Origin of the sequence: Tsukamurella sp. PLM1, from assembly GCF_023168325.1 — a bacterium.
GTDB lineage: Bacteria > Actinomycetota > Actinomycetes > Mycobacteriales > Mycobacteriaceae > Tsukamurella.
On sequence record NZ_AP025688.1, the window covers coordinates 1,212,771 to 1,232,975 of the forward strand.

The window sequence follows — 20,205 nt, forward strand, 5'->3', positions numbered from 1 at the left end:
TGCCCCTCGCCGCGCCGCGTCAGGAATGGGCGTCGCCCGTGCCGTAGCTGTCGCGTTGATGCGCGTCGAGCAACTCGCTGAAGCGGATCCAGTCGCCCGCCACGGCGGCCGCCATCACCGTGCGGTGATCGGCGATCACCTGGTCGGGGTCGCCGCTGATCGTGCCCTCGTGGTGGGTCAGGGAGAATCGTTGCCGGTCGCGCAGGCGCGCGTAGGTCGCGGACATCACCGTGTTGCCGGCGAGTTCCACGAACGAGGTGTGGAAGTCCATCGCCGCCTCCGCGAACGCGGCGTAGTCGCCGGCGCGCAGAGCGCGCTCCTGCTCCGCGATGTTCCCCTCCGCCCAGGCCGCGAGCGCCTCCCGCCCGGCCTCGGTGGAGTGGAACACGCCCGCGGACTCGAGCGCCAGCCGCAGCTGCGCCGACTCGCGGATCTCGCGTGCGGACAGGCCCAGTACCTGCACTCCGCGCTGCGCGTAGATCCGTACCCACCCCTCGTCCCGCAGCCGCGCCAGGGCGGCGCGCACGGGTGTCCGGCTCAGTCCCAGTTCCGCGGCCAGTGCGTTCTCGCTGAGCATGGTCCCCGGGGCGAACGCGCCTCCCACGATCGCATCGCGAATGTGCGCGTGCGCGCGGTCCGCCGCGCTGTCGGACGGTGGCACCGCTCCTCCTCGGGGTCGACGCCGAGAAACGACGGCGTTCTCGGACCACTGGACAGTACCCATCCTACTGGGATACAACTGGGATACAAGTTGAGAGGCGGAGTGATGAACGTTCACGTCGAGACCGAAGCGGCGCGCGAACGCGTGCAGCGTCGCACCCTCGCGGTGGTCATGGCCGGGCAGGTGCTCGGCGGGGCGGGGCTCGCGGCGGGCATCACCGTGGGCGCCCTGCTGGCCCAGGAGATGCTGGGCTCGGCATCGCTCACGGGGCTCCCGATCGCGATGTTCACCTTCGGTTCGGCGTTGGCCGCGTACCTGGTGGGGCGGATCAGTCAGCGGGCCGGGCGTCGGGTCGGGCTCGCCGCGGGGTTCGCGGCAGGCGCGGCGGGCGCTGCCGGCGTGGTCGTCGCCGCGGCCCTCGGCAGCGTCGCGCTGCTGTTCGCCTCCTTCCTCGTCTACGGCGCGGGCACCGCGACGAATCTGCAGGCGCGGTACGCCGGGACCGACCTCGCGATCCCCGAGCGGAGGGCCACCGCCGTGAGCCTCGCTCTGTTCTCCACCACCCTCGGCGCGGTCGCGGGGCCGAACCTCGTCGAGCCGCTGGGTGTGCTCGCGGGTCGGCTCGGCCTTCCCGCGCTCGCCGGTCCGTTCCTCCTGGCCGCCGTCGCGTACGCCGCCGCAGGAACGGTGCTGGTGGTCCTGTTGCGGCCGGACCCGCTCATCCTCGCCCGTGAGCTCGGCGCCGTCCCCGAGGAGGAGGCCGTCCGCGGCGTCGCCGCAGGGTGCGGCCGCCCGCGTACCTCGGCGCTGCGGTCATGGTGGTCACGCAGATCGGGATGACCGCGGTGATGACGATGACCCCGGTGCACATGCAGTCCCACCATCACGGGCTCGGCGCCGTCGGTATGGTGATCGGCCTGCACATCGCGGGGATGTACCTGCCGTCGCCGGTCACGGGACTGCTCGTCGACCGGGTGGGGCGCCTGCCGATGGTCGTCGCGTCCGGCGTCGTGCTCGCGGCGGCGGGGCTGCTCGCCGCCGTCGGCCCGGGCGAGTCGCTCGCGGCGAACATCGCCGCGCTGGTGCTGCTGGGCGTCGGCTGGAATTTCGGGCTGGTCGCCGGTACGGCGCTGGTCGTCGACGGGACGGAGCTCGTCGACCGGGCGCGCGTCCAGGGCAAGGTCGACGTGCTCATCGCGCTCTCCGGTGCCGGCGGCGGGCTCGCCTCCGGCGTCGTGGTCTCGGCGTGGACCTACCCCGCGCTGGGGCTAGGCGTCGCCACGCTCACCGTGGTGGCGGTGGGTGCCGCGCTCGTCCGCTGGCGCGTCGCGTGATCGCCGGTCGGGTACCCGCCCTGGTCGGCGTGCCCCGACGGGCGGATCAGCTCAACCGGCCCGCGCAGCCGGACGCGATGGAGCGCCCCACCCGCCGCAGCAGCTGCGCCGCGTTCGCGATGGAGACCGCCGGATCGGGTTCGAGCTCGGAGAGGGCGATCACCCGGCGGAAACCGGCCTCGTGCAACTGATCCGGCGTGAGCACGCTGCGCCCGGCCACCGCGATCACCGGCACGTCCGCGGCGCGGGCCGCCGCGGCCACCCCCACGGGGGCCTTGCCGTGCAGCGACTGCGCGTCGAGTGAGCCCTCGCCGGTCACTACGAGATCGGCGTTGCGGAGTTTGCCGGAGAAGCCCGCAAGCTCGAGCACGATGTCGACGCCCGGTCGCGCGACGGCACCGAGGACGGCCATCGCGCCGAACGCGGTGCCGCCGGCGGCCCCCGCCCCCGGCACGTCCCGCACGTCGGTGGCCGTGGCGGCGACGAGGTCGGCCCAGGTCCGCAGGGCGCCGTCGAGCAGGGTGACCTGCGCGGCGTCCGCGCCCTTCTGCGGACCGTAGACAGCGGCCGCGCCGTGCGGGCCGAGCAGCGGGTTGTCCACGTCGCAGGCGAGCGTGAACCGCGCGTCGCGGGCCGCGGGCAGCAGGCCGGACAGGTCGACCGCGGCGGCCTGGAGCAGGGCCGTGCCGCCCGGCCGCACCTCGTCGCCGGCCCGGTCGGTGATGCGCGCGCCCAGCGCCTGCAGCATGCCGGCGCCGCCGTCGGTGGACGCGCTGCCGCCCAGTCCGAGCACGATCTCGCGCGCGCCGCCATCGAGGGCGTGCCGGATCACGGTCCCGAGGCCGAACGTGGTGGCGCCCAAGGCGTCCGGCGCACCGTCGGGCAGCAGTTCGAGGCCGACCGCGGACGCGAGCTCCACGACCGCGGTGAGCCCGCTCCGGGCGTACGACGTGGTGTGCGGCGCCCCGGTGGGGCCGGTGGTGTCCACGCGCACGCGGTCCCATCCGGCCGCCACCGCGGCGTCGACGGTGCCGTCCCCACCGTCCGCGATGGGGGCGCGCACGCACACCCAGTCGGGCGCGATGTCGGCGATCCCCCGGGCCAGCGCCTCGGCGACGCCGGCCGCGGGCAGCGAGCCCTTGAACTTGTCGGGGGAGAGCAGCACGGTGGTCACTCGACGGGTCATGGTCTCGTTCCTAGTCGAGCAGCAGCAGCGCCGTGGGCGCATCGGTCCCGACGGTCGCGAGGTCCTCGAACTCGGCGACGTTGTCGAGCTCGGTGCCCATCGCGATGTTGGTGACCCGCTCCAGGAAGATCTCCACGACCACCGGCACCTTGTGCTCGCGCGCCATGGTCCGGGCGCGGGTGAGCGCGCCGGCGATGTCGGCGGGATCGGTGACGCGCAGCGCCTTGCAGCCCAGACCCTCCGCGACCTTGACGTGGTCCACGCCGTAGCCCTTGGGGGCCATCGGCATCGGGTCCGATCCGTTCGTGCTGTGGGCGTCGTCGACATCGGCGTTGATGTTGTCGAAGCCCAACTGCACCTGGAAGTCCATGTCGAACGCGCGTTGCGCCTGCCGGATCAGGCCCAGGTAGGAGTTGTTCACCACCACGTGGACGTAAGGCAGGTTGAACTGCGCCGCGACCGCGAGTTCCTCGATCATGAACTGGAAGTCGTAGTCGCCCGACAGGGCCACCACGTCCGCCGTCGGGTCGGCCTTGACCACGCCGAGCGCCGCGGGGATCGTCCAGCCCAGGCCCGGCCTGGCCGCAGTTGATCCAGTGCCGCGGCTTGAACACGTGCAGGAACTGGCCGCCGGCGATCTGCGAGAGCCCGATGGTGCTCACGTAGCGGGTATCCCGCCCGAACACCCGGTTCATCTCCTCGTACACGCGCTGCGGCTTGACGGGGATGTCGTCGAAGTGGGTGCGCCGCTGCATGGTCCGCTTGCGCTCCGCGCAGTCGGCGACCCAGGAGCCGCGGTCGGGCAGCGTGCCCGCGGCGCGCCGCTCGCGCGCGATCGCGACCAGCTGGTCCAGGGCGGCCCCGGCGTCGGAGACGATGCTGTAGTCGGGCGCGAAGACCCGCCCGATCTGCGTCGGGTCGATGTCGATGTGCACGAACTTCCGGTCGCCGCGGTACGTGTCCAGGCCGCCCGTGTGGCGGTTGGCCCACCGGTTGCCGATGCCGAGCACGAAGTCCGACGCGAGCATGGTGGCGTTGCCGTACCGGTGCGCGGTCTGCAGGCCCACCATGCCGGCTGCGAGGCGGTGATCGTCCGGGATGGTGCCCCAGCCCATGAGCGTGGGCACCACCGGGACGTCCAGCAGCTCAGCCAGTTCCACCAGCTGCGCGGAGGCGTCGGCGTTGATGATGCCGCCGCCGGCCACGATCAGGGGGCGCTCCGCGGCCGCGAGCATGTCCAGGGCCTTCTCGGCCTGGGCGCGGGTGGCGGCCGGCTTGTGGACGGGGAGCGGGGTGTAGGTGTCCGGGTCGAACTCGATCTCGGCGAGCTGCACGTCGATGGGCAGATCGATGAGGACGGGACCGGGCCGACCCGAACGCATGAGGTGGAAGGCCTGGGCGAACACGCCCGGGACCTGGGCGGGCTCGAGCACCGTGACGGCCATCTTGGTGACGGGCCCCGCGATCGACGCGATGTCGACGGCCTGGAAGTCCTCCTTGTGCAGCCGCGCCACGGGCGCCTGGCCGGTGATCGCCAGGATCGGGATGGAATCGGCCATCGCCGAGTACAACCCGGTGATCATGTCGGTTCCAGCCGGGCCGGAGGTGCCGATGCACACGCCGATGTTGCCGGCCTGCGCGCGGGTGAAGCCCTCCGCCATGTGCGAGGCGCCCTCGACGTGGCGGGCCAGCACGTGGCCGATTCCGCCGTGCGCGCGGAGCGCGGCGTAGAACGGGTTGATCGCGGCGCCGGGCACGCCGAACGCCTGAGTGGCGCCTTCGAGTTCCAGGATCTTGGCCGCCGCCTCGGCGGCACGCATGCGAGCCATGTCAGTACTCCAGTGGTTTCGGTGGTCTAGGAGGTGCGGCCGGACAGGCGCTCGACGCCGCGGAACAGGGCGGAGTGGTCGAGCCCGCCGTCGCCGTTCGCGCGGGCGGAGGCCATCAGCTGGGCCAACGCGGCGCCGAGCGGGGTGATCACGCCGGCCTCGCGGGCAGCGGCGGTGACGATGCCGAGGTCCTTGTGGTGCAGGTCGATCCGGAACCCGGGCTCGAACTCGCGGTCCAGCATCTTCTGGGCCTTCTGGTTCAGCACCGCCGATCCGGCGAGGCCGCCGCCCAGCACCTCGACCGCGGCGGCGGTGTCCACGCCGTACGCCTCGAGGAACACGATGGCCTCCGCGAGCAGTTGGATGTTGCCCGCGACGATCAGCTGGTTCGCGGCCTTGACCGTCTGGCCCGAGCCGTTGGGGCCCACGTGCACGATGGTCTTGCCGACCACGTCGAGCACCGGCTTCGCGGCGGCGAAGTCCTCGGGCGCGCCGCCGACCATGATCGACAGGGCGGCGTTGATCGCGCCGGCCTCGCCGCCGGAGACGGGGGCGTCGATGAGGCGGAATCCGCGCTCGCGGGCCTGCTCGGCGAGGCGCGTGGTCACGTCCGGCCGGATGGACGAGAAGTCGATGATCAGGCCCCGGCGGGCGCGCTGTCGAAGACGCCGCCCTCGCCGGCGAGCACGGCCTCGACGTCGGGGGAGTCGGGCACCATCACGGCGATGACTTCGGCGCCGGCGACGGCATCGGCGATCGACTCCGCGGCCCGGCCGCCCGCGTCCACGAGGGGCTTGGCGCGCTCGGGTGTGCGGTTGAACCCCGCGACGGTGTGGCCGGCCTCGGCCAGGTGGACGGCCATGGGGCTGCCCATGATGCCGAGTCCGATGAAGGCGATGGTGGTCATTACTGGGCCTTTCCGGTGGAGGAGGAGAGGGCGGAGCTACGAGCGGACTCCGGGAGCCAGGCGAACGGATCCGGCTGGGACTGCTTGTATTCGAGGCCGACGTAGCCGCGGTAGCCGACGGCGGCCAGGTGGGCGAGGTGCCCGTCGATGTCGAGGGTGCCGGTTCCGGGCTCGCCGCGGCCGGGGTCGTCGGCGATCTGCACGTGCCCGATCACGCCGGCGTGCGCGTCGATCGCCGCAGCCACGTCGTCGCCGTTGACCTGCAGGTGATAGAGGTCGGCGAGCAGACGGAGCGAGTCGACGCCGTGCTCGGCGCGCACCCGGTCGATCACGGCGACCGCATCGTTCGCGGTCTTGAGCGGGTACAGCGGCGCGCCGCTCACGGGCTCGATGAGCACAGCGGCGCCGATCCGGGCGGCCGCGGTGCCCGCGGCGGCCAGGTTCGCGGACGCCGTCTCGTCCTGCTCGGCGGGGGAGGCACCGTCGGACCGGTTGCCGTACAGGGCGTTGAATGCGGGCGTGCCCAGGCGCTCGCCGATCCCGACGGTGACGTCGATGTTGTCCCGGAACTCGGTGACACGGGCGGGATCCGAGAGGATGCCGCGCTCGCCGGCGGGCATGTTCCCTGCGAAGAAGTTGAGGCCGGACAGCTGCACGCCGGCGTCGGCGACGGCGCGGACGAAGGCGTCGACGTCCTTGTCGGCCGGGACCGCGGTGTCGAAGGGCCACCAGAACTCGACGGCGCCGAAGCCCGCGTCGGCCACCTTCTGCGGGCGGTCGAGCAGGGGGACGTCCGTGAGCAGGATCGAGCAGTTGACGGTGTAGTTCGGGCGGATCGCCGGCTGGTTCATGTATGTGCTCCTTCGGGGGCGAGTCGTACGGGTTTCGGGCTCTGGCGAGATCGTACGACCTGCTAGCTTTCGCCTGTTGGAAGAATTACTTCCGTACCATGGAATTGTGGCATGTGATGGCAGTCACGTCAAGGGGGCACGGTGGACCGGAACGGACGCAGCGCCGGCGGCCTGAATCGACGGAGCCGGAGCGCGCTCGGCACGCTCCGGCTCCTCGGCGCGGCCCCCGCTCAGTGCTCGGGGCGGTTGCCGCGCTCGTCGGGCGCGGCGGCGAACACCGACACGTCCGGACGGTTACCCGCCTTGATCTCGTTGAACAGGAGGTTGAGCAGGACTGCCACGATCGCGGCCGCGCTGATCCCGGAGTGCATCACGGTCTCGACCGCGGTGGGGAAGGCCTCCCAGAACTTCGGTGCCGCCACCGGGATCATGCCCATGCCGAGCGAGACCGCGACGATCACCATGTTCAGGTTGCCGTCGTAATCGACACGGGACAGGGTCTTGATCCCGCTGGCCGCGACCGAGCCGAACAGCACGATGCCGGCTCCGCCGAGGACCGGGTACGGGATCGCGGCGATCACCCGGCCGACGATCGGGAGCAGCCCCAGCACGGCGAGGATGCCGCCGCCCATCGCCACCACGTACCTGCTCTTGATCCCGGTGAGCGCGACCAGTCCCACGTTCTGCGCGAACGCGCTGCACGGGAACGCGCTGAACGCCGGAGCGACCGTGGTCGAGAGCATGTCCGCGCGGAGGCCGTTCGCCACCCGCCGGGCGTCGACGGGGGTGTCCACGATCTCGCCGATGGCGAGGATGTCGGCCGTGGTCTCCGTCATGATCACGAGGATCACGATGGTCATCGAGATGATCGCGCCGATCTCGAACGTCGGCGTGCCGAAGTGCATGACCGGTGGGAGCGAGAACACGGGTCCGGTGCCGACCTTCGAGAAGTCGACCTTGCCGAACAGCGCGGCCACGCCGGTCCCGACGACGATGCCGATCAGGATCGACAGCCGGGAGATCGCGCCCTGGAAGAGCCGGCTGATCACCAGGATGATCAGTAGTGTCAGCCCTGCCAGTCCGATGTTCGCCATCGAGCCCAGATCCTTCGCGCCGGCGCCGCCCATCGACCAGGTGAACGTGGTCGGGAGCAGCGAGAGGCCGATCACGGTGATGATCGTGCCCGTCACCACCGGCGGGAAGAACCGGATCAGCCGCGCGAAGAACGACGACAGGACCAGGCCGATGAGGCCGGCCACGATGATCGCACCGAAGATCGGGCGGACGCCGCCGTCCTTGGCGATCGCTGTCATCGTCGAGACGCTCGCGAACGAGAGTCCCTGGACGATGGGCAGTCTGGCGCCCAGTGGGCCGATCCCGATGGTCTGCAGGATCGTGGCCAAGCCGCTGATGAACAGGCCGGCGGTCACCAGCAGGCCCATGTCCGTGGCGGAGAGTCCGGCCGCCCCGCCCACGATCAGCGGCGGCGCGATGACGCCTCCGTACATCGTGAGGATGTGTTGCAGGCCGTACACGAGCGTGCGGCCGAGGGGCAGCTTCTCGTCCTCGGGACGCAGTTCGGTGGCAGAGGTCATCGTGGTCGCCATCCCGCTAGCAGAATCCGGGCACGCCGTGCCAGGCCGAGCCGGCGTCGGTCGCGTCGTCGCGCACCACGCTCGCCTCGATCAGGCCGTACGGCCGGTCCGCGGCGATGAACACCTCGCCGGGGTTGTCGACCCCGAACGGGGAGAGGTCCACCAGGAAGTGGTGCTTGTTGGGTGCGGAGAACTTGATCTCGGCGACCTCCGGGTGCTGCTCGAGCACGGATTCGCCCATGCCGTACAGGGTCTGCTGCAGGGCCCGGCTGTGGATCTCGGCGAAGCGCTGCAGGAGGATGGCGCGGATGGAGTCGTACGACTTGTCCCAGTCGACGTCGGTGTGGTTGTAGCGCCACTTGGTCACCAGCGACGTCGCCAGGATGCGGTCGTCGGTCTCCTGGAGCGTCGTGTACTTGTCCTTGAGGAAGCCGTGGAACTCGGACCCCGTCGACTTCAGCAGCGTCAGGTCGTGGATCCCGGAGACCACGTTGGTCTTCCGGTCGGCGCCGCGACCGTCGATGTTGACGACGGTCGACCGGATGCCGCCGCCCGAGCGGACGAACGCGTGGTCGTGGCCCTCGCCGTCGACCTGGATGCGGTCCCACGGGTACTCGTGCACCTCGATGCGGGCGCCGTCGGCGTTCGGGGTCGAATCGATGAAGTGCCCACCGAGCGTGAGGGCGTAGTCCTCGATGGCGCCGACGCCCTTCTCCTTGGCGAAGGAGAACGCGGTGTTCTTCTGGGTGTCGGTCGGCAGGACGGCCGCCTGATCGCCGCTGATGTGCGCGTCGGTGAAGTCGCCGCGCAGCGCCGAGGAGACGTTGAGGTCGCGGATGGTGTGCCGCGCGGTGTCGCGGTAGATCCGGACGACGCGGTTCTCCGCCTTGCCGTACTGGTTGGGGCCGAGGTGAATTGCCATGGTGGATCAGCTTCCTTTGTACGTGGAGTAGTGGAACGGGCTGAGCAGGAGGGGGACGTGGTGGTGGGCCACGGCACCGTCGTCCTGTGCGACGAGGGTGAAAGTGATGGCGACTTCGGGGAAGAAGTTGTCCTGGGCGGTCGCGCTGGCGTGGGCCGCGGTGTCGAACGTGATCCGGTAGGTCCCGGCGGGGAGGTCGTCGGGGCCGAGGTCCCGGGCGCGGCCGTCGTCGTCGGTGACGGCGCGCGCCACCTCGTCGACGGTGCCCGGCCCGATCCGTTCGAGTCGCACCGGGACGCCGGCCGCGGGGATCCCGAGCGCGGTGTCGAGGACGTGGGTGGTGACGGTGCTCATGACTGCCTCTCTGCGAGTTCGTCTTCCAGTTCCAGTACCCGGGCGAGCCGGCGCAGGGCGATGCCCCGCAGCTCGCGGGCGACCTCGGTGGCCTCGGCGTCCGGTGCGTTCTTCAGGCGCCGGTGCAACTCGGCCAGCACCGTCGTCGCGTCCAGCCCCGCGGCGTTGATGAGGAAGACGCGGTCGAAGCGCTCCTCGTAGGCGCGATTGCCCGCGAGCAGGGCCTCCTGCGTCTCGGCGTCGGTGGCGACGCCGGCCTGCTCCTTGCGCGACCACGCGGCCTCGGTGGAGGCGCCGGCGGCGCGCTCGCCGATGCGGGGGTGCGCGGCGAGGGCGCGATCGACGTCGGCGGCGGCGAAGTCGTCCGCCGCGGTGGCGGCGGCGGACAGCGCGTCGGCCGCCGAGTCGTACGGCCGTCCCGCGATCACCGCAGCGGCCCAGGCGGGCACGTCGCAGCATGCGAGGAGGGTGGTGTTCAGCTCTGCGGGATCCGCGGCGTTGAACTGTTCGAGGTCCATGTGACCTGCCTTCTTTCGGTCTGCGGAAGATGTCTTCCACTGATCGAAGGATGGCATGTGACGTGGGTCACGTCAACAGTTTGTTGAAAAATTGTTGCGCCGGTTCTTCCGCCGCGGTGTCAGGCGCGCAGCCGGTTGAGATAGTTGTAGACCGTGAAACGGGTGACCCCGAGCGCCTCGGCGACGGTCTCGGTCGACTTGCGGTAACTGAACGCGCCGCGCTCCTCGAGCAGGCGGACGGCGCGTTGCTTCTCCTTGCGGTCCAGCTCGCTCAGTGGGCCGCCCAACTCGTCGGCGAGGTGCGCAAGGAGGGCGTCGAGATCGCCGGGGGTGGGTTCGGACGGACTTGCGGCCGGCAGCCGGACACCGCCGACGGTGCGCCCCTCCCAGCGTAGCGGCACATCGGATCCGGTCACCTCGTCCGGCCCGATGACAGTGCCGCCGACCCGGTCGACGAGTTCGCGGATCGCTTCGAGCAGTGGATGTTCCGCGTCAGTCATCGGTCCGCTCGATCTGCACCGTGACGCGGGTGGCGCCGCTGCTGAACGCGGCGTCGAGGGCGTCGCGGAGCGCGTCGAGCACCGAATCGCGGTCGCCCTCCACGGACGTGCCCAGAGGCCCGAAGTCGTGGTCGAGTCCGGCCGCACGCAACACCCCGACGGCGCGGTCCGCGTGCCGGGGTACGTCGCCCTCGCCCTCGAAGGGCTCGCTGGTGAATTCGGCGGTCAGTCGCATCTCTGCACTGTAACCCTCGCCGTCGCTCTCGAGTCCGACCACGATCGCTCCGCCGCTCGACCCCGACCCCCATCACTTAACAGCGTTAGCTCAGACTGCCTCCTGCGGAAACGCCGGCATCCGCTGCTTGCTACTCGGAGGTAACCTCGGGGCGCGCCGCGGGGGCCGCGAGGAGGGCGTCGATCGCGGCCCCCGCCTCCTGGGCTGTGATGACCCCGACGAGGGTGCGGTAGGCGAAGCCGTCCGCCGCCGCGAGGAGTGCGCGGGCGCGGGCGCGGTCACCGTCGAGGGTGGTGGTCGCGAGGTCCTCGCCGCCCTGCAGCGCCTCGCCGACGATCGCCGCGATCTCCGGATCGGTGATCGCCTCGGCGAGGTAGGCGTACCAGACCTTGGAGCCGAGCCGCTGCGCCTCGGTGTGCGGAACGGCGTGCGTGAGCAGCATGCGCAGGGTGTCCGACGGTGCCGCCGGGACCGGATTGGCCTCGGTGGCGGCGTCGATGAGCGCGCGGAGCGCGTGCTGCACGATCGCGTCCCGAGTGGGGAAGTAGTGCTGGATCCGCCCCATCGAGACGCCGCCGCGGGCGGCGATGGTGCGCAACGTGACGGCGCCGATCCCGTCGGTCGCGATGATCTCCCAGACGGTCTGTGCGATCTCGGCGCGTCGTTGCGCGTGGTCGACGACTCTCGGCATCGCTCGAGTATAGCAATGCAAGCGCATCGCAATGCTGATACAATGCGAACGCATTGACAAAGGAGGTCTCATGTCTCGACTCCTGCGGCGCGCGGCCGTCGCGATCACGGCGACGGGTCTCGTCGTCGGCGCGGTAACGGCGTACCTCGTGCGCGACCCCGCTCCCGTCGGCTACTGGCGCTCCGCGCAGGCGTACGAGCAGTACGCGCAGGATTACCGCCGCGCCTTCGCCGAGCTCCCCGCTCCACGCGAGACGCGCGATCTGCGCATCGGGTTCGGGGTGGTGCGGGCGTACCGGTTCGGTGATCCGCAGCCCGGGCGGGCGCCGATCCTGCTGTTGCCGGGGCGGGGGTCGGGCGTGCCGATGTGGGCCGAGAACCTGTCGCGGATGCTCGCCGACGGTGGCGCGGTGTACGCCGTCGACGCGCTCGGCGATGCGGGAATGAGCATCCAGGACAAGCCGATCCGCGGCGAGGACGATGTGGCGGCGTGGGTCGATGAGGTACGGGCGGCGCTCGGCCTGGGCCGGGTCCACCTCGTCGGGCATTCGTTCGGCGCGTGGTCCGCGGCGAACTACGCCGCGCGCCACCCCGACCGGGTCGTCTCGCTCACGCTGTGGGAGCCGATCCTCGTGTTCGCAGGACTGCGCTGGCAGATGTACGTCGCCGTGCTTCCCTCGGCCCTGCCGTTCCTCCCGGAGTCGTTGCGCCGGAAGGGGCTCTCCTGGATCGGCGGCGATGACAGCGGTGACCCGCGGGCGAGTGCCGTCGGCGCGATGGTCGACTCCGGGACCTCCGGTTACGTCGCTAAGCTCCCGACGCCCGCCGTGCTCGACGGTGCCGCCCGCGCCCGCCTGACGATGCCAGTCTTCGTCGGGCTCGGGGAGCGGAGTGCCATGACCGACACCGCCGCCGCGGCGTCCGCCGCACGGCGCCTGCCGAACGCGACTGTGCGTGTCTGGCCGGACGGGACGCATTCGCTGCCGATGCAGTACCCGGACGAGCTGCAGGCCGAGCTGGCGGCGCTGCGGCTCCGCGCCGGCGGGTGATGTTCAGGCCACGGTGATCCCGGCGGCGGCGAACTCCGCCAGGGCCGCTGCCGTGGACTCCCGCGCTACCCCGGCGGTGTAGTCGGCGAGGACGCGCACCGTCAGGCCCGCGGACAGGGCGTCGAATGCCGTCGCCCGCACGCAGTAGTCCGTGGCGATCCCGACCACGTCGACGGTGTCGATCTCGTGCGCGGCGAGCCATTCCGCGAGCGAGGCGCCGTCGGGGTCGTGGGCCTCGAAGCCCGAGTACGCGGCCGAATACGCGCCCTTGCTGAACACCGGGACCCGCCGCGGCAGGCGCAGATTCGGGTGGAAGTCGGCGCCGGCGGTGCGAGCTCGGCAGTGCGCGGGCCAGGAGTCCATGAAGTCGGGCGTCGCGGAGAAGTGGGCGCCCGGGTCGATGTGCCAGTCCCGCGTCGCCGCGATCACGGGGTACCGCTCCAGCAGGTCGTCGTGGATGCGCCGCGCCACCCGCGCGCCCCCGTCCACGCCGAGCGCGCCGCCTTCGCAGAAATCGTTCTGCACGTCCACGACGATCAGTGCTCCGCCGCGCTCCGCGGGGAACGGGGCGGTGCTCATGCGGGAGTCTCCTTCGGTGCGTCGTACCGGGTGGGGATCGCGGGCTCGCCGTTCGACAGGCCGAGGCCCTCCCACGGGAGGGTGATCAGCGCCTCGCGCAGGTGCTCGCGTGCGGCCTCGAGGTCCGGCAGGCCGTCGACCTGCTCACCGCCTCGCACCAGTGGGATCTGCAGTTCGGTGGCGTTGAGGTGGGCGGGTACGGTCGGGGTCGCGCCGCGCGGGAACAGTACCTCCTCGACGATGGTGCCGGTCCGCTTGGCGAGCCGCACCGACCGCTTCTCGCCGCCGTGGGTCTCCTTGTGCGAGCTGCGTTTCGCGACCGGCCGCCCGTCCACCTCTACCAGCTTGTAGACCATCCCGGCGGTGGGAGCGCCCGACCCGGTCACGAGCGAGGTGCCCACGCCGTACACGTCGATCGGCTCGGCGCGCAGCGCCCCGATCGCGTACTCGTCCAGATCGCCGGACACCACGATCTTCGTGTTCGTCGCGCCGAGCTCGTCGAGCTGCGCGCGGACCTGCCGCGTGATGATGCCGAGGTCGCCGGAGTCGATCCGCACACCGCCGAGTTCTGGGCCCGCCGCGCGCACCGCACGGTTGACGCCCTCGGTGATGTCGTAGGTGTCCACCAGCAGCGTGGTGCCGGGGCCCTGCGCCGCGACCTGCGCGGCGAACGCCTTCTCCTCTCCGGGGCCGTCGGGGCCGGTGTGCAGCAGGGTGAAGGCGTGCGCGGCCGTGCCGCCCGACGGCACGCCGTACGTCCGGGCCGCCTCCATGTTCGAGGTGAGGGAGAACCCCGCGAGGTACGCCGACCGGGCGGCGGCGACCGCGGCCCGTTCGTGCGTGCGGCGCGAGCCCATCTCGATCAGCGGTCGCCCCGCTGCGGCGGAGACCATGCGCGCGGCCGCCGAGGCGATCGCGCTGTCGTGATTGAGGATCGACAGGATCAGCGTTTCCAGGATCACGCCCTCGGCGAAGGAGGCGCGCACCGTCAGGATGGGGGAGCCGGGGAAGTACAGCTCGCCCTCGCGGTAGCCGTCGATCTCGCCGCTGAAGCGGTAGTCGCGCAGCCAGGCGACGGTCTCGGCGTCCAGGAACCGCTCGGCGATCGCCAGCTCGTCCGGGCCGAACCGGAACCGCCGCAGCTCGTCGAGCACCCGAGTGGTCCCCGCGACGACGCCGTAGCGACGCCCCGCGGGCAGCCGCCGGGCGAACACCTCGAACGCGCACGGGCGGTGCGCCGTGCCGTCCTTGAGGGCCGCCGCCAGCATCGTCAACTCGTACTGATCCGTGAGCAGGGCGGAGCTGCGCCAGGAGGAGTCGGCCCCGTTTTCATCTACCGTCACACTGGGTACCCTAGAACCATGACCGACAGCAGCGCAGCCGCACCGGGGCCCCGGGCGCCGGCGCCCAGCCCGGCTCGTCCGCGGTCCTCGAGCGCAGGACCGAGGAGGCGATCGACAAGCCCTGGGTCACCGTGGTCTGGGACGACCCGGTGAACCTCATGTCGTACGTGACGTTCGTGTTCCGGAAGCTGTTCGGCTTCAGCACGGCCAAGGCCAAGGAACTGATGATGCAGGTGCACACCGAGGGGAAGGCTGTGGTGTCCTCCGGCGATCGCGACAAGGTGGAGGGCGACGTCCGCAAGCTGCACGCGGCGGGGCTGTGGGCGACGATGCAGCGCGACAGCTGAGTGCGTAACTGGCAGGTCAAGCGGGGCGTACGCGGTGACATCCGCTTCGTCTCGAAGATGGATCCGGAGGAGGTCGGTCTCGTCCGGTCGCTCGTGGGCTCCCTGGTCGAGTTGCTCGACGAGCGGGAGGACTCCGCGCCGCACGACGATCTGGCCGAGCTCACCGGGCTCCGCACGGGCCACTCGGAGCCTCCGCCGGAAACGGTGCTGCGGCGCCTGCTTCCCGACTTCTACCGGCCCGACGCGAACGCGCCGCAGGCCGAGGGCGCACCGTCGGGGGAGCACGCCCGGGACCTGAACGGCGCGCTGCGCTCGCTCAACGAGCCCGAGGTGATCGACGCGAAGCGCACCGCGGCGCAGACCATCCTGGCCACCCTTCCGGAGCGGGCGGGCACCGTCTCGCTGACCGAGGGCGAGGCGCAGGACTGGCTGACCTGCATCAACGACCTGCGGCTGGCGCTCGGCACGTTGCTCGGCATCACCGCCGACCTGCCCGACGGGCCGTCGTCCGACGACCCGGCGCGGGCCGGCCACGTGGACGTGTACCACTGGCTGTCGGCGATGCTGGACGTGCTGGTGTCGGTGATGCTGGACCGCGCGCCGGAATAGGGCGCGCGCCGCGGCGGTTGCAGGGGGCGTGACGGGCCTGCAGATCCGGCGTGAGCTGGTGGACAAGATGATCGCGCACGCGCGCCGCGACCACCCCGACGAGGCGTGCGGGGTGATCGCCGGGCCCGAGGGTTCGGACCGTCCCGAGCGGTTCATCGAGATGCTCAACGCCGAGCGTTCACCCACGTTCTACCGTTTCGACTCCGGCGAGCAGCTGCGCGTATGGCGCGGCATGGACGAGCGCGGCGAGGAGCCCGTGGTGATCTACCACTCGCACACCGCGACCGAGGCGTACCCGTCGCGCACCGACGCAACGCTCGCCTCCGAGCCCACCGCGCACTACGTCTTGATCTCCACCCGCGACGAGCTCGGACCGGACGCCGAGGTCCGCAGTTTCCGCATCGTCGATTCCGTGATCACCGAAGAGCCCGTCCACATCGAGGAGGATTGATGTCCGTCACCGTCTCCATCCCGACCATCCTGCGCCCGCTCACGGGCGACCAGAAGCGCGTGCCCGCCGACGGGGCGACGTTGGCCGCCGTCATCGATGATCTCGAGACCCGGCACGCCGGGATCAAGGACCGCCTGATCGCCGACGGCGCGCTGCACCGGTTCGTCAACGTCTACGTCGACGACGAGGACGTGCGGTTCACCGGCGGCCTGGACACCCCCGTCGCCGACGGCGGCACCGTGACGGTGCTGCCCGCGGTGGCCGGCGGGTAGCGGGCACGCGGACCGTGGCCAGGTTCGACTCCCTGCTCGACTCGCTCGGCGGGACCCCGCTGGTCGGGCTGCCGCGCCTGTCTCCCCGTTGGGAGGACGCCGACGGTGCGCCGCACGTGCGCCTGTGGGCCAAGCTCGAGGACCGAAACCCGACGGGGTCGATCAAGGACCGCCCGGCGCTGCGGATGATCACCGAGGCCGAGGCGGACGGGCGGCTTCGCCCCGGCGACACCATTCTCGAGCCGACCTCCGGCAACACGGGGATCAGCCTGGCCATGGCGGCGAAGCTCAAGGGGTACCGGATCGTGTGCGTCATGCCGGAGAACACCTCCGCCGAGCGGCGGCAGCTGCTCACCATGTACGGCGCCGAGATCATCTCCTCGCCCGCGGCGGGCGGCTCCAACCGCGCCGTCGCCGAGGCGAAGAAGCTCGCGGCCGAGCACCCCGACTGGGTGATGCTCTACCAGTACGGCAACCCCGCCAACGCTCGCGCGCACTACACGGGGACCGGACCCGAGCTGCTCGCGGACCTGCCCGAGATCACCGCGTTCGTGGCGGGCCTCGGTACCACCGGAACGCTCATGGGCGCCGGTCGGTATCTGCGCGACCGCGTCCCGGACGTGCAGATCGTGGCCGCGGAGCCGCGGTACGGCGAGCTGGTCTACGGACTTCGCAACCTCGACGAGGGCTTCGTCCCCGAGCTCTACGACGAGTCGGTGCTCACCAGGCGGTTCTCGGTCGGCGCCTACGACGCCGTGCGGCGCATGCGACAGCTGATCGACGACGAGGGGATCTTCGCCGGCGTCTCCACCGGTGGGGTGCTCCACGCCGCGCTCGGGGTCGCGAACCAGGCCCGCGCGGCGGGGAGCGGGCCGACGTGGCCTTCGTCGTGGCCGACGCCGGATGGAAGTATCTGTCGACCGGCGCGTACGACGGTACGTTGGAAGATGCGGAGGAGGCCCTCGACGGCCAGCTCTGGGCGTGATCCGGCACCGCCTCCGCTCGCGCGAGGAGGTCGCCATGACGGTTCCCATCAACGACGAGCGGTCGCCCGCGCGGCGCGCGGCCGGGAGCACGGCCGTACGGTCCGCGATCGTGGTCGCGGTCTTCGTCGCCGCACTGTGGGGGATCGAGGTCGTCGACACCCTCGCCGGCAATTCCCTGGACCAGTGGGGCATCCACCCGCGGGACGGCGGTGAGGCGGTCCGCGGGATAGCCCTGGCTCCGCTGCTGCACGGAGGCTGGGAGCACCTGGCCGCCAACAGCGTTCCCGCGCTGATCCTCGGGTTCGTGGGCCTCGTCGCCGGCGCCGGTCGCTTCCTGTTGGCCACCGTGTTGATCTGGGTGGTGTCGGGCGTCGGCGTGTGGTTCACCGGAGGTGCGAACACCGTGGTGATCGGCCTGTCCGGCGTTCTGTTCGGCTGGATGACGTACCTGGTGGCGCGGGGACTGTTCACCCGGAAGCCGGTCGACCTGATCGTGGGCGTCGTGCTGATGCTGCTCTACGGCGGCATGCTGTGGGGCGTCCTGCCCGGCCAGCAGGGCGTGTCCTGGCAGGCGCACCTCTGGGGCGCGGTCGGCGGCGTCCTGGCCGCGGTGCTGCTGGGGAGGCGTTCGCGGGCGAAGTCCGGACCTGGCAATTCTCGTCAGGTCGGCGCGATTGCCTCGTGACGATCGCGGATCTGGCAGCATGAGCGGCATGCGTCTCACCATCCTCGGGTGTTCCGGCAGCGTCGGCGGTCCTCAAGCGGCCTGCTCGGGGTATCTGTTGCAGGTGGACGGGCACGAGCCGGTGGTGATGGATTTCGGGCCCGGCGTTCTCGGTGAGTTGCAGCAGCGAGTGGACCCGAACACGGCCACCGTCATGCTTTCGCACCTGCACGCCGACCACTGTCTGGACCTGCCGTCGCTGTTGGTGTGGCGGCGCTACCACCCCACACCGGCGCAGGGCCGGGCCACGCTGATCGGGCCGGCCGACACCGTCGAGCGGATCGGCCGTGCGTCCGCGGAGACGGCGTCGATGCTCGACGACATCTCGGACACCTTCGATTTCCGCGCCTGGGACGAGGGCACGGACCACGAGGTGGGTGGGTTCACCGTGCGCCCGTTCCGGATGTTCCACCCGCCGGAGTCGCACGGTCTGCGGATCACCGCGCCCAGCGGGAAGGTCCTCGCCTACACCGGTGATACCGGCGTCTGCGACAACCTCGTCGAGGTGGCGCGCGGCGCCGACGTGATGCTGGCGGAGGCCAGTTGGACGCACGACCCCGCCAACCGTCCGGTGGGCGTTCACCTCTCGGGGATCGAGGCGGGCGAGGCCGCGACCGCCGCGGGTGTCGGTCGTCTGCTGCTCACTCACATCCCGCCGTGGACCTCGCGTGACGCGGTGCTCGCCGAGGCGCGGTCGGTGTACGACGGCCCCGTCGACGCGGTCAGCGGTGGCGACGTCTTCGAGCTGTAGCACCTTCCGCGGGCTCGCAGTCGGCCCGAGACGATAGGCTGGGCGCGTGAGCAGACGCGCAGACGGCCGGGCCGACGACGAACTCCGCCCCGTGACGATCACCCGGGGATTCACGCAGAACCCCGCGGGCTCGGTCCTCGTGGAGTTCGGCAACACCAAGGTGCTGTGCACCGCCAGCGTCGAGCTGGGTGTGCCGGGGTGGCGTCGCGGCTCGGGCCGGGGCTGGCTGACCGCCGAATACGCGATGCTCCCCGGCGCCACCCACGAGCGCAGCCGCCGTGAGTCCACCAAGGGCAAGGTCGGCGGCCGCACGCACGAGATCTCCCGCCTGATCGGGCGCTCGCTGCGGGCCTGCATCGACCTGGCGGCCCTGGGCGAGAACACCATCGCCATCGACTGCGACGTGCTGCAGGCCGACGGCGGAACCCGCACCGCGTCGATCACCGGCGCGTACGTCGCGCTCTGCGACGCCGTCACCTACCTCGGCGCCGCGGGCAAGCTGACCGACCCGCAACCCATCTCCTGTGCCATCGCCGCCGTCTCGGTGGGCGTGGTCGACGGCCGTGTGCGGCTCGACCTTCCGTACGAGGAGGATTCGCGCGCCGAGGTCGACATGAACGTGGTCGCCACCGATACCGGCACGCTGGTCGAGGTACAGGGCACCGGCGAGGGGGCCACGTTCGCGCGCACCACGCTCGACTGGATGCTCGACTCGGCGGTCGCCGGCGCGGAGAAGCTGTTCGCCGTGCAGAAGGAGGCGCTCGCCGCGCCGTACCCGGGCGTGCTTCCGGAGTTCGAGGGCGAACAGAAGAAGAAGTTCGGGCAGTGACGTCCGCCGTGCGGGTCCTGCTCGCCTCCCGGAACGTCAAGAAGCTGCGGGAACTGCGGCAGGTGGTGGCCGACGCGGGCATCGTCGGGCTCGAGATCGTGGGCCTCGACGAGGTGGCCCCTTCGACGAGCTGCCGGAGGACGCACCGACGTTCGAGGGCAACGCGCTGATCAAGGCCCGCCAGGGCTACGCCGAGACCGGCCTGCCCTGCCTCGCCGACGATTCCGGGATCTGCGTGGACGCGCTGAACGGGATGCCCGGCATCCTGTCGGCCCGCTGGTCCGGCCGGCACGGCGACGACCCGGCGAACACCGCCCTGCTGCTCGCGCAGCTCTCCGACACCCCCGACGAGCGGCGCGGCGGCGAGTTCGTCTCCGCGTGCGCACTGGTCAGCGGGCCGGGCGAGTCGGGCGAGACGACGGTGCGCGGCACCTGGCGAGGGACGCTCCTGCGGGAACCGCTCGGCGAGGGCGGGTTCGGGTACGACCCCGTTTTCCTGCCCGACGGTTCCGACCGCACGGCGGCCGAACTGGCGCCGGAGGAGAAGAACGCGATCAGCCACCGCGCAAGGGCGCTGGCGCAGCTGGTGGAGCCGCTGCGCGAGCTCGCGGCGCGCGTCCCCGAATAGGGTGCCCGCGCGCGGTAGCGTGACCGCGTGAAGAGCAGACCGTCGGGGTTGCGTG

General features: G+C 71.5%; 21 protein-coding genes and 5 pseudogenes. 12 read left to right on the top strand and 14 right to left on the bottom strand.

Annotated elements, in window-relative coordinates:
• Window positions 1-19: 19 nt before the first annotated feature.
• On the bottom strand, window positions 20-661 hold the full coding sequence (locus MTP03_RS06410; protein ID WP_248491225.1) for a GntR family transcriptional regulator: 642 nt from the start codon (window positions 659-661) through the stop codon (window positions 20-22).
• A 105-nt stretch (window positions 662-766) separates the two neighbouring features.
• On the opposite strand from MTP03_RS06410, the gene MTP03_RS23460 reads away from it, so the two are divergent.
• Together MTP03_RS23460 and MTP03_RS23465 are read left to right on the top strand one after the other, a co-directional pair.
• On the top strand, window positions 767-1,501 hold the full coding sequence (locus MTP03_RS23460) for an MFS transporter (RefSeq protein ID WP_371820903.1): 735 nt from the start codon (window positions 767-769) through the stop codon (window positions 1,499-1,501).
• Window positions 1,477-1,995, top strand: coding sequence for an MFS transporter (locus tag MTP03_RS23465; RefSeq protein ID WP_371820904.1), 519 nt, complete (start codon window positions 1,477-1,479; stop codon window positions 1,993-1,995). The genes MTP03_RS23460 and MTP03_RS23465 overlap by 25 nt, the downstream gene beginning before the upstream one ends.
• A 46-nt stretch (window positions 1,996-2,041) precedes the next feature.
• Here the strand turns inward: MTP03_RS23465 and MTP03_RS06420 are convergent, their stop codons facing one another.
• The 11 genes and pseudogenes from MTP03_RS06420 to MTP03_RS06470 all read right to left on the bottom strand — a co-directional run bounded on the left by MTP03_RS06420 (window position 2,042) and on the right by MTP03_RS06470 (window position 11,583).
• The gene (locus MTP03_RS06420; RefSeq protein WP_248492062.1) at window positions 2,042-3,169 is read right to left on the bottom strand and encodes a glycerate kinase; all 1,128 of its coding nucleotides are present in this window, start codon (window positions 3,167-3,169) and stop codon (window positions 2,042-2,044) included.
• Window positions 3,170-3,191: 22 nt separating this feature from the next.
• Window positions 3,192-5,010: pseudogene (gene gcl, locus MTP03_RS06425) on the bottom strand (glyoxylate carboligase).
• Window positions 5,011-5,036: 26 nt separating this feature from the next.
• Window positions 5,037-5,917, bottom strand: a pseudogene (locus MTP03_RS06430) (2-hydroxy-3-oxopropionate reductase).
• Entirely contained in the window at window positions 5,917-6,768 is an 852-nt protein-coding gene (locus tag MTP03_RS06435; protein WP_248491227.1) for a hydroxypyruvate isomerase family protein, read from the bottom strand. Before MTP03_RS06435 ends, MTP03_RS06430 begins: the two are co-directional and overlap by 1 nt.
• Window positions 6,769-6,998: 230 nt before the next feature.
• Window positions 6,999-8,363, bottom strand: a complete 1,365-nt coding sequence (locus tag MTP03_RS06440) for a nucleobase:cation symporter-2 family protein (RefSeq protein WP_248491228.1) — start codon at window positions 8,361-8,363, stop codon at window positions 6,999-7,001.
• A 16-nt stretch (window positions 8,364-8,379) separates the two neighbouring features.
• Window positions 8,380-9,285, bottom strand: coding sequence for a factor-independent urate hydroxylase (pucL, locus tag MTP03_RS06445; protein WP_248491230.1), 906 nt, complete (start codon window positions 9,283-9,285; stop codon window positions 8,380-8,382).
• A gap of 6 nt (window positions 9,286-9,291) precedes the next feature.
• Window positions 9,292-9,639, bottom strand: a complete 348-nt coding sequence (gene uraH / locus MTP03_RS06450) for a hydroxyisourate hydrolase (RefSeq protein ID WP_248491232.1) — start codon at window positions 9,637-9,639, stop codon at window positions 9,292-9,294.
• Window positions 9,636-10,157 (bottom strand): 2-oxo-4-hydroxy-4-carboxy-5-ureidoimidazoline decarboxylase, encoded by a 522-nt coding sequence (gene uraD / locus MTP03_RS06455; protein WP_248491234.1) that lies wholly within the window; start codon window positions 10,155-10,157, stop codon window positions 9,636-9,638. The genes uraH and uraD overlap by 4 nt, the downstream gene beginning before the upstream one ends.
• A gap of 119 nt (window positions 10,158-10,276) precedes the next feature.
• Window positions 10,277-10,657 (bottom strand): helix-turn-helix domain-containing protein, encoded by a 381-nt coding sequence (locus MTP03_RS06460; protein ID WP_248491236.1) that lies wholly within the window; start codon window positions 10,655-10,657, stop codon window positions 10,277-10,279.
• Window positions 10,650-10,892, bottom strand: coding sequence for a thiamine-binding protein (locus MTP03_RS06465; RefSeq protein ID WP_248491238.1), 243 nt, complete (start codon window positions 10,890-10,892; stop codon window positions 10,650-10,652). Before MTP03_RS06465 ends, MTP03_RS06460 begins: the two co-directional genes overlap by 8 nt.
• A gap of 130 nt (window positions 10,893-11,022) precedes the next feature.
• The gene (locus MTP03_RS06470; protein WP_248491241.1) at window positions 11,023-11,583 is read right to left on the bottom strand and encodes a TetR/AcrR family transcriptional regulator; all 561 of its coding nucleotides are present in this window, start codon (window positions 11,581-11,583) and stop codon (window positions 11,023-11,025) included.
• A 70-nt stretch (window positions 11,584-11,653) separates the two neighbouring features.
• Between MTP03_RS06470 and MTP03_RS06475 the strand changes: the two genes are divergently transcribed.
• Complete coding sequence (locus MTP03_RS06475; protein WP_248491248.1) at window positions 11,654-12,631, top strand: alpha/beta fold hydrolase; 978 nt, start codon at window positions 11,654-11,656, stop codon at window positions 12,629-12,631.
• A gap of 3 nt (window positions 12,632-12,634) precedes the next feature.
• Here the strand turns inward: MTP03_RS06475 and MTP03_RS06480 are convergent, their stop codons facing one another.
• Both MTP03_RS06480 and MTP03_RS06485 read right to left on the bottom strand, forming a co-directional pair.
• Entirely contained in the window at window positions 12,635-13,210 is a 576-nt protein-coding gene (locus MTP03_RS06480) for an isochorismatase family protein (protein WP_248491249.1), read from the bottom strand.
• Window positions 13,207-14,478 carry a nicotinate phosphoribosyltransferase gene (locus tag MTP03_RS06485; protein WP_248492063.1) on the bottom strand — a complete coding sequence of 424 codons (1,272 nt, stop codon included), beginning with the start codon at window positions 14,476-14,478 and terminating at the stop codon, window positions 13,207-13,209. The genes MTP03_RS06480 and MTP03_RS06485 overlap by 4 nt, the downstream gene beginning before the upstream one ends.
• 137 nt (window positions 14,479-14,615) lie before the next feature.
• Between MTP03_RS06485 and clpS the strand changes: the two are divergent.
• The 9 genes and pseudogenes from clpS to MTP03_RS06530 form a co-directional block, all read left to right on the top strand.
• Window positions 14,616-14,900 (top strand): annotated as a pseudogene (gene clpS / locus MTP03_RS06490) (ATP-dependent Clp protease adapter ClpS); the annotation flags it as partial.
• Window positions 14,901-15,509: a DUF2017 domain-containing protein gene (locus MTP03_RS06495; protein WP_371820905.1), complete on the top strand. Its 609-nt coding sequence runs from the start codon at window positions 14,901-14,903 to the stop codon at window positions 15,507-15,509.
• Between the two features lie 67 nt (window positions 15,510-15,576).
• Window positions 15,577-15,960, top strand: coding sequence for a Mov34/MPN/PAD-1 family protein (locus MTP03_RS06500; RefSeq protein WP_248492065.1), 384 nt, complete (start codon window positions 15,577-15,579; stop codon window positions 15,958-15,960).
• On the top strand, window positions 15,960-16,232 hold the full coding sequence (locus tag MTP03_RS06505; protein ID WP_224646353.1) for a MoaD/ThiS family protein: 273 nt from the start codon (window positions 15,960-15,962) through the stop codon (window positions 16,230-16,232). The genes MTP03_RS06500 and MTP03_RS06505 overlap by 1 nt, the downstream gene beginning before the upstream one ends.
• A 14-nt stretch (window positions 16,233-16,246) precedes the next feature.
• Window positions 16,247-17,217 (top strand): annotated as a pseudogene (locus MTP03_RS06510) (PLP-dependent cysteine synthase family protein).
• Window positions 17,218-17,327: 110 nt separating this feature from the next.
• Window positions 17,328-17,903, top strand: coding sequence for a rhomboid family intramembrane serine protease (locus MTP03_RS06515; protein ID WP_248492066.1), 576 nt, complete (start codon window positions 17,328-17,330; stop codon window positions 17,901-17,903).
• Between the two features lie 28 nt (window positions 17,904-17,931).
• Entirely contained in the window at window positions 17,932-18,693 is a 762-nt protein-coding gene (locus MTP03_RS06520) for a cyclic nucleotide-degrading phosphodiesterase (protein WP_248491253.1), read from the top strand.
• Between the two features lie 46 nt (window positions 18,694-18,739).
• On the top strand, window positions 18,740-19,522 hold the full coding sequence (rph, locus tag MTP03_RS06525) for a ribonuclease PH (RefSeq protein ID WP_248491255.1): 783 nt from the start codon (window positions 18,740-18,742) through the stop codon (window positions 19,520-19,522).
• Window positions 19,523-19,530: 8 nt separating this feature from the next.
• A pseudogene (locus MTP03_RS06530) lies at window positions 19,531-20,150 on the top strand (non-canonical purine NTP pyrophosphatase).
• Window positions 20,151-20,205: the final 55 nt, after the last annotated feature.